The sequence below is a fragment of the Roseateles sp. genome (assembly GCF_965262435.1).
Taxonomy (GTDB): domain Bacteria; phylum Pseudomonadota; class Gammaproteobacteria; order Burkholderiales; family Burkholderiaceae_C; genus Paucibacter_A.
Genome location: NZ_OZ253537.1, coordinates 3439770 through 3453525, shown reverse-complemented (window position 1 = coordinate 3453525; position 13756 = coordinate 3439770). Strand labels below are relative to the sequence as shown.

General features: G+C 64.3%; 11 protein-coding genes. 9 read left to right on the top strand and 2 right to left on the bottom strand.

Translation table 11 applies throughout. From position 1 onward, the window contains the following. The first annotated feature begins 89 nt into the window (after positions 1–89). The 8 genes from ACQY39_RS14870 to ACQY39_RS14835 all read left to right on the top strand — a co-directional run bounded on the left by ACQY39_RS14870 (position 90) and on the right by ACQY39_RS14835 (position 10248). Positions 90–1457, top strand: a complete 1368-nt coding sequence (locus tag ACQY39_RS14870; protein ID WP_263517366.1) for a glutamine synthetase family protein — start codon at positions 90–92, stop codon at positions 1455–1457. A gap of 32 nt (positions 1458–1489) precedes the next feature. After that, positions 1490–2920 (top strand): aspartate aminotransferase family protein, encoded by a 1431-nt coding sequence (locus ACQY39_RS14865; RefSeq protein WP_428507490.1) that lies wholly within the window; start codon positions 1490–1492, stop codon positions 2918–2920. 152 nt (positions 2921–3072) lie between these two features. Next, positions 3073–4197 carry a polyamine ABC transporter substrate-binding protein gene (locus tag ACQY39_RS14860; protein WP_428507488.1) on the top strand — a complete coding sequence of 375 codons (1125 nt, stop codon included), beginning with the start codon at positions 3073–3075 and terminating at the stop codon, positions 4195–4197. A 183-nt stretch (positions 4198–4380) separates the two neighbouring features. Then, positions 4381–5469 carry an ABC transporter ATP-binding protein gene (locus ACQY39_RS14855; protein WP_263563518.1) on the top strand — a complete coding sequence of 363 codons (1089 nt, stop codon included), beginning with the start codon at positions 4381–4383 and terminating at the stop codon, positions 5467–5469. Next, on the top strand, positions 5466–6407 hold the full coding sequence (locus tag ACQY39_RS14850) for an ABC transporter permease subunit (protein WP_428507485.1): 942 nt from the start codon (positions 5466–5468) through the stop codon (positions 6405–6407). Before ACQY39_RS14855 ends, ACQY39_RS14850 begins: the two co-directional genes overlap by 4 nt. Further along, on the top strand, positions 6404–7258 hold the full coding sequence (locus ACQY39_RS14845) for an ABC transporter permease (RefSeq protein ID WP_428507483.1): 855 nt from the start codon (positions 6404–6406) through the stop codon (positions 7256–7258). The genes ACQY39_RS14850 and ACQY39_RS14845 overlap by 4 nt, the downstream gene beginning before the upstream one ends. 31 nt (positions 7259–7289) lie before the next feature. Next, positions 7290–8699, top strand: a complete 1410-nt coding sequence (locus ACQY39_RS14840) for a DUF3138 family protein (RefSeq protein WP_428507481.1) — start codon at positions 7290–7292, stop codon at positions 8697–8699. Positions 8700–8742: 43 nt separating this feature from the next. Next, the gene (locus ACQY39_RS14835) at positions 8743–10248 is read left to right on the top strand and encodes an aldehyde dehydrogenase (RefSeq protein ID WP_428507479.1); all 1506 of its coding nucleotides are present in this window, start codon (positions 8743–8745) and stop codon (positions 10246–10248) included. 9 nt (positions 10249–10257) lie between these two features. Here the strand turns inward: ACQY39_RS14835 and ACQY39_RS14830 are convergent, their stop codons facing one another. Both ACQY39_RS14830 and ACQY39_RS14825 read right to left on the bottom strand, forming a co-directional pair. Further along, on the bottom strand, positions 10258–11523 hold the full coding sequence (locus tag ACQY39_RS14830) for a pyridoxal-dependent decarboxylase, exosortase A system-associated (protein WP_428507477.1): 1266 nt from the start codon (positions 11521–11523) through the stop codon (positions 10258–10260). Between the two features lie 49 nt (positions 11524–11572). Continuing rightward, positions 11573–13210, bottom strand: a complete 1638-nt coding sequence (locus ACQY39_RS14825; RefSeq protein ID WP_428507475.1) for an acyl-CoA ligase (AMP-forming), exosortase A system-associated — start codon at positions 13208–13210, stop codon at positions 11573–11575. A 285-nt stretch (positions 13211–13495) separates the two neighbouring features. On the opposite strand from ACQY39_RS14825, the gene ACQY39_RS14820 reads away from it, so the two are divergent. After that, entirely contained in the window at positions 13496–13747 is a 252-nt protein-coding gene (locus ACQY39_RS14820; protein ID WP_428507473.1) for an acyl carrier protein, read from the top strand. Positions 13748–13756: the final 9 nt, after the last annotated feature.

Sequence of the window (13756 nt, the reverse complement as noted above, 5' to 3'; positions counted from 1 at the left end):
CCTGTCGAACGTCCGTCCCCTCAAGACCCGCGCCCAATGCCCAACTTGCTTTCGGCGGCGCGGGGTTCAAGAACCCACGGAGATTCAAGATGGTCGACAGAAACAATTTCACTTTCAGCGAACTGGAAGCCTGGCTCAAGGACCAGCGCGTCACCGAGATCGAATGCCTGGTGCCGGATCTGACAGGCGTGGCGCGCGGCAAGATCTTGCCGCGCGAGAAGTTCACCGAAGACCGCGGCATGCGCCTGCCCGAGGCGGTGGTGGCCATGGGTGTGACGGGCGAGTTTCCAGAAGAAGGCCCCTACTACGACGTCATCAGCCCCAACGACCGCGACATGCACTTGCGCGCCGACCCGACGACCGCGCGCCTGGTGCCCTGGGCCATCGACCCGACCGCACAAATCATCCACGACTGCTTCGACCGCAATGGTGAGCTCGTGCCCTTCGCGCCACGCTCGGTGCTGCGCCGGGTCTGCGGCCTGTTTGAGGCCGAGGGCTGGGACCCGGTGGTGGCGCCCGAGTTGGAGTTCTACCTGGTGGCTCGCAACAGCGACCCGGACATGCCGCTGAAGCCGCCGATCGGCCGTTCGGGCCGCGCTGAAACCTCGCGCCAGGCCTACTCCATCGACGCGGTCAACGAGTTCGACCCGCTGTTCGAAGACGTCTACGACTATTGCGAAAAGATGGAGTTGAACGTGGACACCTTGATCCACGAAGTCGGCGCCGGGCAGATGGAGATCAACTTCTTCCATGCCCACCCCATGGGTCTGGCCGACGAGGTCTTCTTCTTCAAACGCACGGTGCGGGAGGCGGCGCTGCGCCACGATATGTTCGCCACCTTCATGGCCAAGCCGATTGCCGGCGAGCCGGGTAGCGCCATGCACATCCACCAGAGCGTCATCAACAAAGCCACCGGTCGCAACCTCTTCAGCAATGAAGATGGCTCGCCCAGCGCCGAGTTCTTCTGGTACATCGGCGGCCTGCAGCGCTACATCCCGGCCGCCATGGCCTTGTTCGCGCCCTACGTGAACAGCTACCGCCGCCTGGCCCGCCACACGGCCGCGCCGATCAACATCCAGTGGGGCACGGACAACCGCACCGTGGGCATCCGTTCGCCCCTGGCCGAGCCAGCGGCGCGGCGCATCGAGAACCGTGTGATCGGCGCCGACGCCAACCCTTACGTGGCCCTGGCCGCCACCTTGGCCTGCGGCTATCTGGGCATCAAGAACCGCATCGAGCCCAGCCCCGAATGCAAGGGCGATGCCTATCTGGGCGACTTCCAGCTGCCGCGCAGCCTGGGTGAAGCGCTCAATCTGCTCCGCGCCGAGAAGGAACTGGCGGCGGTGCTGGGCGAATCCTTTGTCACCGTCTATGCCGAGGTCAAGGAGATCGAATATGCGGAGTTCATGAAGGTGATTTCGCCTTGGGAGCGCGAGCATTTGCTCTTGCACGTCTGAACGCCCTCAACGCCACGATCCAAGGAAAACTCATGAACACCTTGCACAACCAGCCGCTTGCGGACACGGCAGGCCGCTCGACGAAAGACTGGCAGGCGGCCGACAGCCGCCACTTCCTCCATCCCTTCACCGATTTCAAGGGCCTGGCCGGCAAAGGCGCGCGCATCATCAGCCGCGCCGAGAACATCTACCTCTGGGACAGCGAAGGCCACAAAATCCTCGACGCCATGAGCGGCCTGTGGTGTGTCAACGTCGGCTACGGCCAGCAAAGCCTGATCGACGCGGCCGCCGCGCAAATGAAGGAGCTCCCCTTCTACAACGCCTTCTTCCAGACCGCCACCACACCGGCGATCGAGTTGGCCGAAGTGCTGGCCGAGATCAGCCCGCCGCAGTTCCAGCATGTATTCTTCACCAGCTCGGGCTCGGAAGGTAACGACACGATTGTGCGCATGGTGCGACGCTACTGGGATGTGCTGGGTCAGCCCGAGCGCCAGGTCATCATCGGCCGCAAGAACGGCTACCACGGCTCGACCATGGCCGGGGCTTCGCTGGGCGGCATGAGCGGCATGCATGCCCAGGGCGGCCTGCCGATTCCCAACATCAGCCACATCGATCAGCCCCATTGGTTCGAGCATGGCGCCGGCCTGCGCGGTGAAACGGCCGGGCTCAGCCGTGAATCGTTCGGGCTCAAGGCCGCGGGCTGGCTTGAGTCCAAGATCCTCGAGCTTGGTGCCGACAAGGTGGCGGCCTTCATCGGCGAGCCGGTGCAGGGTGCGGGCGGCGTAATCGTGCCGCCGGCCAGCTACTGGCCCGAGATCCAGCGCATCTGCGACAAGTACGGGATTCTGCTGGTCAGCGACGAAGTGATCTGCGGTTTCGGCCGCACCGGTCATTGGTTCGGCTGCGAAACCATGGGCAGCAAACCGGACCTGATGACCTTCGCCAAAGGCGTCACCTCGGGCTACATCCCGCTCGGCGGGGTGATGGTGGGCGAGCGCGTGGCGCGCGTGCTGATCGAACAAGGCGGCGAGTTCAACCACGGCTTCACCTACTCGGGCCACCCGACCGCCTGTGCCGTGGCACTGGCCAATATCCGCCTGCTGCGCGAACAAGATGTGGTGCGCCATGTGCGCGAGGACATCGGCCCTTATCTGGCCCAGCGCATCGCCGAATTGGACGGGCACCCGCTGGTCGGCGAAACGCAAAGCTGCGGAATGATGGCCGCGGTCCAGTTGGTCAAGGACAAAGCCACGGCAACGCCCTTCGACGGCGCGCTCGAAGTGGGCATGGTCTGCCGCGGCCATTGCTTCGGCAACGGCCTGATCATGCGCGCCGTCGGCGACCGCATGATCGTGGCGCCACCGCTGGTGATGACACGCGCCCAGGTCGACGAAATGATGGTCTTGATCCGCCGCTGCCTGGACCTGACCTTTGAGGACCTGGGCAAGCGCGGCTGGCTGTGAACATGCACCGCTCCAGCCACAGCCCCGGGTTTTGGCCAATGGGCGAGGCCTGGCCAATGCCTAGACTGTGGCGCAGTCGATCCGGTTTTCATACCTCTCTTCATCCTTCCTTTCGTCCTGTCATTGACTGAACTTTTCGGGAACTCCACACCATGAAACTGTCGCCCGCCCTGCGTCGCCTCGTCTGTGCACTCACCCCGGCTCTTGCCTTGCTGGCTGCGGCCGGCCCGGCCCGGGCGCAGGAGGAAGAGAAGGTCCTGAACGTCTACAACTGGTCCGACTACATCGCGGAGGACACGATCCGGAACTTCGAGAAGGAAACCGGCATCAAGGTGCGTTATGACAATTTCGACAACAACGAAATCGTCCATGCCAAGCTGGTGGCGGGCAAGACCGGCTACGACATCGTCGTGCCCTCCAGCTACTGGGCCAAGATGCAGGCCGACGGTGGCTTGCTGCGCAAGATCGACAAGAGCCTGATCCCCAACTACAAAAACCTGGACCCCGAGGTGCAGGCTCAGCTGTCCAAGCTGGACCCAGGCAATGAGTTCTTCGTCAACTGGCTCTGGGGTTTCTCGACCGTGGGCATCAATGTCGACAAGGTCAAGGCTGCACTCGGCGGCATGCCCATGCCCGAAAACGCCTGGGACCTGATCTTCAAGCCCGAGTACATGGCCAAGGTGAAGAGCTGCGGCGTCAGCTTCCTGGACTCCGCCACCGAGGTGGTGCCTGCCGCCCTGCACTACCTGGGCAAGCCGCCCTACACCAAGAATGTCGGCGACTTTGCCGCCGTGCCCGCTTTGCTCAAGGCCGTGCGCCCCCATGTCAGCTTGTTCAGCTCCTCGGGCTATATCAACGACTTGGCCAATGGTTCCTTGTGCGTGGCCATGGGCTACTCCGGCGACATCAACATCGCCCGCCAGCGCGCCATCGACGGCAAGACCGGCCAAAAGATCGAGGCCCTGATCCCCAAGACCGGCGGCATCATCTTCATGGACGTGATGGTGATCCCGGCCGACGCACCGCGCCCTGGCAATGCCCACAAATTCATCAACTACATCCTGCGCCCCGAGGTCCACGCCGGCCTGACCAACAAGGTCTTCTACGCCAACCCGAACAAAGAGGCCAAGAAGTTCGTCAAGCCCGATGTGGCCAACAACCCCAGCGTCTTCCTCAGCGACAGCGACATGAAGAAGATGGCCGCGCCCGATGCCATCAACAACGATGTGCGGCGTCAGATGACGCGGATCTTTACGAGCTTCAAGACGGGGCTGTGAGTCGGGAGGAGTGAACAAGTGAATGGGTGAACAGGTGAACCACAACCTCGCGCAGCCGCCCCGGAACTCGCCATTCACGATTCACGATTCACGATTCACGATTCACGATTCACGACTCACGACTCACGACTCACGACTCACGACTCACCCGTTCACCTGTTCACCCATTCACCTCTTCCCCCCATGTCCACCAACTACCTGCAAATCGACAACGTGGTCAAGGACTTCGGCGGCGGGGCTGTCGCCGTAGACCGGGTGTCCATCGACATCGCCAAGGGTGAGATCTTCGCCCTGCTCGGCTCCTCGGGCTGCGGCAAGACCACCTTGCTGCGCATGCTGGCCGGTTTCGAGACGCCGAGCAGTGGTCGCATCATCCTGAACGGCCAGGACCTGGCGGGTCTGCCGCCCTATGCCCGGCCCATCAATATGATGTTCCAGAGCTATGCGCTGTTCCCCCACCTGAGCGTCTGGGACAACATCGCCTTCGGCTTGCGCCGAGACGGCCTGCCCAAGGACGAAATCGCCAGCCGCGTCGAGGCCATGCTCAAGCTGGTGCAGCTGGGCAAGTACGCCAAGCGCAAGCCCCACCAGCTCTCAGGCGGCCAGCAGCAGCGCGTGGCTCTGGCGCGCAGCCTGGCCAAGAAGCCACAGCTGCTGCTGCTCGACGAGCCGCTGGGCGCGCTCGACAAGAAGCTGCGCGAGCAAACCCAGATCGAGCTGGTCAACATCATCGAGAGCGTGGGCGTGACCTGCGTGATGGTGACGCACGACCAGGAAGAGGCCATGACCATGGCCACCCGCATCGCCGTGATGAGCGAGGGCCGCATCCTGCAAGTGGGTGCACCGGCCGACATCTACGAGACCCCTGCCACCCGCTTCGTGGCCGACTTCATCGGCAACGTCAACTTGATGGAGGGCCAGCTCAGCGTCGACGAGCCCGACCATGTGGTCATCGATTGCGCGGACTGCCAGCACTACGTCGGCCATGGCATCACCGGCACGGCCGGCATGGCGGTCAGCGTCGCGCTGCGGCCCGAGAAGATCCGCCTCAGCAGCGAGAAACCCGAAGGCGAGTTCAATCAGGTGCGGGCCACGGTACGCGACCTGTCCTACTTCGGCGCCTTCACTGTCTATCACCTGCAACTGCCCAGCGGCCAGGTGATCAAGGTCAGCGAAAGCAATCTGGAGCGCCACCGCGCCGACCCGCTGAGCTGGGACCAGCAAGTCTGGGCCCACTGGTCGCCCACGGCCCAGGTGGTACTGACCCAATGAGGGCCAAGCTGCTCTCTGGCCGCAGCGCCGTCATCGCCCTGCCCTACGCCTGGCTGCTGGCTTTCTTTGCGCTGCCCTTCCTGATCGTCCTGAAGATCAGTGTCTCCGAGATGGAGACAGTGCACTTCAAAGACCTGCTCAGTTATGCCGACGGCATGCTGCGCATCGCCATCAAGACCAGCAACTACATTTTCATCACCCAGGACGAGCTCTACTTCAAGGCTTATCTGGCCAGCCTCAAGTACGCGGCCATCACCACGGCGGGCTGCTTGCTGATCGGCTACCCCTTTGCCTACTTCATGGCGCGCGCCCGGGCCAGTCTGCAGCCGGCCCTGCTGATGCTGGTGATGCTGCCCTTCTGGACCAGCTTCCTGCTGCGCGTGTATGCCTGGAAAGGCCTGCTGGGCGAACATGGCTGGGTGGCCGAAGCGATCACCGGCCTGGGGCTGGATCAGCTGCTGTACTCGGCCGGCATGATTCCAGCGCTGGGCAAGCTGCTGAACACGCCCTTCTCCCTGGTGGTGGGCATGGTCTACACCTACCTGCCCTTCATGGTGTTGCCGCTCTACGCCAACCTGGCCAAGATGGACCTGCGCCTGCTGGAGGCGGCCAGCGACCTCGGCGCCACGCCCTGGCAGGCCTTCTGGCGCATCACCGTGCCCTTGTCCAAGGCGGGCATCATTGCCGGCGCCATGTTGGTCTTCATCCCTTGTGTGGGTGAGTTCGTCATTCCCGAGCTGCTGGGCGGGCCGCAGACCCTGATGATAGGTCGCGTGCTCTGGGACGAGTTTTTCTCTAACAACGACTGGCCCATGGCCTCCAGCGTGGCTGTGGTGATGATTCTGCTGATCATCGTGCCCTTGGCTTTGTTCAACCGCTACCAGGCGGAAAGCCAGGCCGGGCCGGCCGCTGGCCGCGGCAAAGGAGGCCAGCCATGAACCGCGCCCTGCTCGGCCCCAAGGCCACTCGGTGGTTCGCGCGCAGCTGGCTGGGCCTGGTGTTCGCCTTTCTCTACCTGCCCATCTTCACCCTGATCCTTTACTCCTTCAACGACTCCAAGCTGCCCTCGGTCTGGGGCGGCTTCACCTTCAAGTGGTATGTCGAGCTGGCGCAGGACAGCGAGTTGCTCAGCGGCCTCAAGCTCTCGCTGGAGATCGCCTTTGCCACCGCCTGCGCCTCGGTGCTGCTGGGCACCTTTGCGGCCTTTGCCCTGGTCAAATACAAGCGCTTCAAGGGGCGCACCTTGTTCGCCGGCATGGTCAATGCGCCCTTGGTGATGCCCGAAGTCATCGTTGGCCTGTCCTTGCTGCTGATGCTGGTGTCGCTGCAGCGCGCACTGGGCTTCCCGGAGCGGGGCGCCCTGACCATCTGGCTGGGTCATCTGCTGCTTGGCATGGCCTATGCCACGGTGGTGATCCAGGCTCGCCTGTCCGAGCTGAACCCTCAGCTGGAAGAAGCCGCCATGGACTTGGGCGCTCGGCCACTGCAGGTGTTTGCGCTGGTGACCCTGCCCATGATCACGCAGTCCATGCTCTCGGCCTGGCTGCTGACCTTCACCCTGTCGTTGGACGATGTGGTGCTGTCGGCCTTCCTGAGCGGGCCGGGTTCCACCACCCTGCCCCTGGTGATCTTCTCGCGCGCCCGCCTGGGTGTCAGCCCCAGCATCAATGCCGTGGCCACCGTCATCATCGTGCTGGTGGCCCTGGGCGTGGTGCTGGCCAGTTACCTGATTGCACGCGCCGAACGCCGGCGCAGCCTCGATATGGCAGCCGCCCAGCGCGGCGGCTGAAACCGACCCACAAAACCAAGGAGCCGATGCCATGAAACCCCACTCGCATGCAAAGACCGTCGCCCCCCTGCTGGCCGCACTGAGCCTGGCTCTCCTGGCAGCCTACCCTGGCGCCGCGCGGGCCCAGAGCAATGAAGAACTGCTGAAAGAGCTGCGCGCGCTCAAGGAGCGTGTGGGCCAGTTGGAAGACAAGCTGAAGGCCGCGGAGCAGAAAACCGCAGCGCCGGCGCCCACGACAGCACAGTGGGGCATGACACCGCAGCAGGTCCAGGAGTTCAACCGCATCGCCGTCAAGACCGAGGCCCTGGAAGACAACGCCGAGGCCATGGGCACCAAGGGCCTGAAGTTCAGCGGCTATATGGAGCCGACCTACATCTACAACCGCGCACAGAACCGGGCCAGCTTCCAGTTTCTGAACAATGTCGCCGATGACGGATTCAACTACGACAACTCGTACATGGGCACCTTGGCCCTGGACCTGCAGAAGGAGACCGAGAACGGCACGCGCTGGCGCCTGACCCTCTCACCCAACCGCGGCACCGATGCCGTCATCGGCAATGGCGGCATCGTCCAGGAGGCCTCGGTCTCGGTGCCGCTCGGTGACCTGCAGACCCGCATGATCGCTGGCCACATCCCGGATTGGTCTGGCTACGAGTACCTGCCGCCGACTCAGAACAAGCTGATCACCCACAACCTGCTGTTCGACTTCACCCTGCCCACCGCCTACACCGGCGCCGGCATCGAGCTGACTCGCGGCAAGTGGATCAGCAAGGCCGTGCTCGCCAATATGAATGCCTCCAAGCTGCCGTCCGGCGAAAAAGCACCGGTGCTGGCTTACCGGGTCGACTACGCCCGCGGCGAATTCCAAGGCTTCGGCTTCGCCGGCGTGCACGGCAAGGCGGCCAATGGTGTCGGCGGCACCGGCAACACCGAGCTGCACCTGTTCGAGTTGGACGGCTATTTCATCCGCGGCGATTGGACCGTGCAAGGCCAGCTCAGCCTGGGCCAGCAAAAGCGCGCCGCCATCACGCCCGACCCAGAAACCGGCGCCTTGCGCACCGCCCAATGGCTGGGCCTCTCGGGCCTGGCGGCTTACAAGTTCTCGCCGCGCGTCGAGGGCATTGCCCGGCTGGACTGGCTGAAGAACGACAAGCATGGCGGCGGCCTGCTCGGTTATGGCGCCGACCCGCGCAATGGCATCGGCCCGGCCATTGTCGGCCGTGACGTGGACAGTGGCGAGCTGATCTTCGGCGACGCCGAAAAAGGTGCCACCCGCACGGCGCTTTCTCTGGGCCTGAATTACCTCTACGACCTGAACACCAGCTTCAAGCTCGAATACCGCCTGGACCGCGCCAATGTCAGCGTGTTCGAACAGGTCAAGGACGGCAGCTTCCGCAAGAGCAACAGCTTGCTGGGCGCGGCCATGGTGGTCAAATTCTGAATTCCCTGAATCCTCTGAACCCCGCACCGAAAGCCTCTCGACCATGAACCGCCCCAGCCCTGCCGCCATCAACTGGCATGAACGCGCCGCCGCCCTCAAGATCGACGGCCGCCCGGTGATCGAAGGGCAACGCCGGGACACGCTGGCCGGCTTGCAGTTCGACTGCATCTCTCCGCTCGACGGCAAAAGCTTGGGGCTGGTTTCGCGCGGACAGGCGGCCGACATCGACGCCGCCGTGGCTTCGGCCAGGGCGGCCTTTGACGACGGCCGCTGGTCCCGCCGCGCCCCGGCCGCGCGCAAGCGCGTGCTGCTGGCCTTTGCCGAGAAAATTCTGGCGGCCAAGGAAGAACTGGCCCTGCTGGAAACCCTGGACATGGGCAAGCCCATCCAGTACGCGCTGGCGGTGGACGTGCCCTCGACGGCACGCTGCATCGCCTGGTATGCCGAGGCCGTGGACAAGATCTACGACGAGATCGCGCCCACCGGCCCCAATGCGCTGGCCCTGATCCAGCGCGAGCCCATGGGTGTGATCGGCGCCATCGTGCCCTGGAACTACCCCATGATCATGGCCGCCTGGAAGCTAGGGCCGGCCCTGGCCGCGGGCAACTCGGTGGTGCTCAAACCCAGCGAAAAGTCCCCGCTGACGGCGCTGCGCCTGGCCGAACTGGCACTGGAAGCCGGCCTGCCCCCGGGCGTCTTCAATGTCGTGCCCGGCTACGGCCACGAGGCCGGCGAGGCCCTGGCTCTGCACATGGACGTGGACGCCATCGGTTTCACTGGCTCGACCCGGGTCGGCCGCAAGATGTTGGAGTACGCGGGCCGCAGCAACCTCAAGCGGGTTTACAACGAGTTGGGTGGCAAATCAGCCTTCCTGGTCTTTCCCGATTTCGACGACCTGCCACGCGCGGCCAAGACCGTGGCCGGCAGCATGTTCTTCAACCAGGGTGAGAGCTGCAATGCGCCCTCACGCGTGCTGGTGCATGACAGCATCGCCGACGAGTTCCTGGCATTGTTGGCCGCCGAAGCACCCAAGTACCAAGCCGGCGACCCGCTGGACCCGAAGACCGTGATGGGCGCCCTGGTGGACGCCGGGCAGCTCGGCACGGTGATGGGCTATATCGAATCGGGCCGCAGCGAGGGCGCGCGCGCTGTCGTCGGCGGCGAGCAGCAGCGCGTTGAAACTGGCGGTTACTTCGTCGCACCCACCATCTTTGACGGCGTGACGCCGGCCATGAAGATTGCCCGCGAGGAGATCTTCGGCCCGGTGATGAGCGTGTTGCGTTTCAAGGACGAAGCCGAGGCCGTTCGCCTGGCCAATGACAGCCCTTACGGCCTGCAGGCAAGCGTCTGGAGCAGCCATATCGACCGCGCCCACCGCGTCGCCCGCGCCCTGCGCGCCGGCACGGTGCACGTCAACCAGTACGACGAGGACGACCTGACCGTGCCCTTCGGCGGCTACAAGCAAAGCGGCAATGGGCGGGACAAGTCACTCCATGCCTTCGACAAGTACACAGAGTTGAAGACCACCTGGCTGCGCATCAATGCCTGAACACCGAGATCAGACCAGCACTTCCACGCAGCGCGGGTGGCCCAGGAAGTGCTCCGGACTGGCGCTCGCGCCGTAAGCCCCCGACTGGAACACCACAGCCAGATCGCCGATCTCGGCCACCGGCAGGTCCATGCGGTCGGCCAGCAAGTCCAGCGGCGTGCACAGCGGCCCGACCACCGAGGCGGTCTCGCGCTCGCTGAACGGCGCGCCGCCAAGTTGGCGCACGATGGTGACCGGGTAGTTCTTGCGGATAACCTGGCCGAAATTGCCCGAGGCCGACAAATGGTGGTTCAAACCGCCATCGGTGACCAGATAGGTCTGGCCGCGCGAGACCTTGCGGTCGACGATGCGGGTCACATAGACACCAGCCTCGCCGACCAGATAACGGCCCAGCTCGATGACCAGATGCGCTTGCGGCATCTCGACGGCCGCACGCTCGACCAGCTGCTGCAGATTGGCGCCAATCGGGGCCAGGTCCAGCACTTGTTCACCCGGGAAGTAGGTGATGCCGAAGCCACCACCCAGATTCAGGAATTTGACCGGCGAAGGCGCCAAAGCTGCCAGGCGCAGGGCCAGTTCATAGGATTTTTGCTGTGCTTCGCAAATGGACTCGGGCTTCAGATTCTGCGAACCGGCGAACAGGTGGAAGCCTTCAAACGCCAGCCCCAGACGGCCGATTTCGGCCAGCAGCTCCGGCATCTGCTCGGTGTCGATGCCGAACTGCTTGGGGCCGCCGCCCATCTTCATGCCCGAGCCCTTGAGCTCGAAGTCGGGGTTGACGCGCACGGCCACGCGGGCCGGCAGGCCATACCGCTTGGACGCAGCGGCCAGCACTGGCAGCTCTCGTGCTGACTCCACATTGACCAGCACACCAGCCGCCACGGCCTGATGGAGCTCGATGTCTCGCTTGCCGGGACCGGCAAAGCTGATCTCGACCGGATCGGCGCCGGCATTGAGTGCCACCTGCAGCTCCCCGGCCGAAGCCACATCGATGCCATCGACCAGACCGGCCATCCAGCCCACCACGGCAGGCAGAGGATTCGCCTTCATGGCGTAGTGCAACTTGACCTGCTTGGGCAAGGCGGCGCGCAGCTGGGCCACGCGCTCGCGCAACAGGCCGCGGTCATAGGCATAGAACGGTGTCTGGCCCACGCGCTCGGCCAGCAGGCTGAGGCTCTGACCGCCGATCTGCAGCGAACCATCGGCCGCTTGCGGGAACTGGGTCATGGGGGCGTGCACCGGGGCGCGCTTGGGGGTGGGCGTGGCGTCAGACATGATGGGTTCGGGAACGTCTTCTTTGAATGGGTGACGGCTCTGCGGTCGATCAGGCCGACGTCTGCTGACGCTCAACCCAGGCGGTGGACAGCAGCTTGCGGTCGATCTTGCCATTGGGGTTGCGCGGCAGCGGGCCGGGCTGGGCTTCGATGCCAGCCGGCACCATATAGGCTGGCATGTGCAGGCGGCACTGCGCTTGCAGCGCGGCCAAGTCCAGCGTTTCCGCTCCGGCCGGCGGCGTGGCGATGACCTGGATGGCCTGCCCCAAGGTCGGATGGTCCACGCCGAAGGCTACGCATTCACCGACCAGCTTGGTGGCGTAAAGGATTTCCTCGACCTCGGTCGGGCTGACGCGGTAGCCCGAGGTCTTCATCATCTCGTCGCGGCGGCCAATGAAGTAGAGGAAACCTTCGGCATCACGGCGCACGTTGTCGCCCGAGAACACGGCGTACTCGGGCAGTTGCAGGCCGCCTTCACGCCCAGCCACTCCTACAGGCAGAAGCTTGTAACGCTCGGCCGTCTTCTCGGCGTCGTTCCAATAGCCCAAGCCCACCAGAGCACCACGATGCACCAACTCGCCCGGCTCCTCAGGCGCGCATTCACTGCCGTCCTCGCGCAGCACCAAGATTTCGGCATTCGGAATGGCTTTGCCGATCGAATCGGGCCGGCGGTCGACCTCTTCCGGCGGCAGATAGGTGGAGCGGAAGGCCTCAGTCAGGCCGTACATCAGGAAAGGCTTGGCGCCCGGCACGCGCTGGCGCAGCAGGTCCAGGGTTTCACGCGGCATGCGACCGCCGGTGTTGGCGAAGTAGCGCAAGTTCTCATTGATGGCGGCCGGCCACTCCAGCTGCGAGAGCTGGATGTAGAGCGGCGGCACGGCAGTGAGGCCGGTGACCTTCTCGCGCTCCATGGCCTTGAGCACATCGCGGGGCATCAAATAATTGAGCAGCACCACGCGCGCACCCGAATGGAAAGCCGTGGTCAGCTGGCTGAAGCCGGCATCGAAAGACAGGGGCAAGGCGGCCAGCAAGGTGTCCTGCGCATGATTTTCCAGATAGCTGGCCACGCTCTTGGCGCCGGCCACCATATTGCGGTGCGAGAGCACCACACCCTTGGGGCGGCCGGTGGAGCCCGAGGTGTACAGGATGGCGACCACATCGGTGTCGATGACGCGATGGCCGGCGCAGGACGGGGCGGCCATGAACTCGGCCCAGGTGTGCAGGCGAACGCCCTCGGGCGGCGGTGGCAGCGAGGCCGCAGCGCCTTCCGTGAGCACGATGTGCTTCAGGCTGCTGCCTTGCGCGAGTGTGGGTTGCAGCAAAGCGTAACGCTCGGGCGAGGTGAGCAACACGCTAACAGCACAGTCGGCCATGATGAAACCGACCTGCTCGGGCTTGAGCAAAGGATTCATGGGCACGAACACCATGCCCGCGGCAGGCGCAGCAAAGCTGGCCACCACGGTCTCGACCCGCTTGTCCAAATAGATACCCACGCGGCTGGCGCGAGCCAAGCCCGTGGCCATCAGGCCGGCGCTGAAGACACGCACACTTTCAGCCAGTTCCGCGTAACTCAAATGGGTCGAGCCCGCCGTCAAGGCCAGGGCATCGGGCGTGCGCGCGGCGCTCACCAGAATCAACTCATGCAGCAAATGGGCTTCCCGAACAGACGCGGAACTAGATTCAGTCATGCTTCACCAAGCAAATAGGCAGGCCAGAAAACAAGAGCTCAAAATGTAGCGCATGGCCTCCAGGCTGAGCCCATCATGCCCAGCACCACACGCGAGCAGGCGGGAGTGTGCACGCGATTGGCCGCTGCGCTTTCGCCCAGCGCGTGAAAACTACCTCTTCCCCCCAGGAGCAGGGGGGCTGACACCGGGAAATCGCGCCATTTCGGCCTGATAAGATCGCGCGCCGCAACGCCACTGGCGATGCCCGCTGGCGCAATCCCCGCGCCCTACAACCGAAGCAGCCGAATGAGCACAGAAAAGCATGTCCTGAGGATTCTGGACGAGGTCCTGAGTCTGGATGGCCGCAGCGCCACCTTCACCCGCGAAACGCCTCTGCTGGGCGCCGTGCCGGAGCTGGATTCGATGGCCGTGGTCAGCCTCATCACCGGACTGGAAGAACAGCTGGGCATCGTCACCGACGACGATGAAATTGACGGCGCGACCTTCGCCACCGTTGGCTCGCTGGTGGACTTCGTCGACGCCAAGCTGGCCGGCTGAACCACGCCT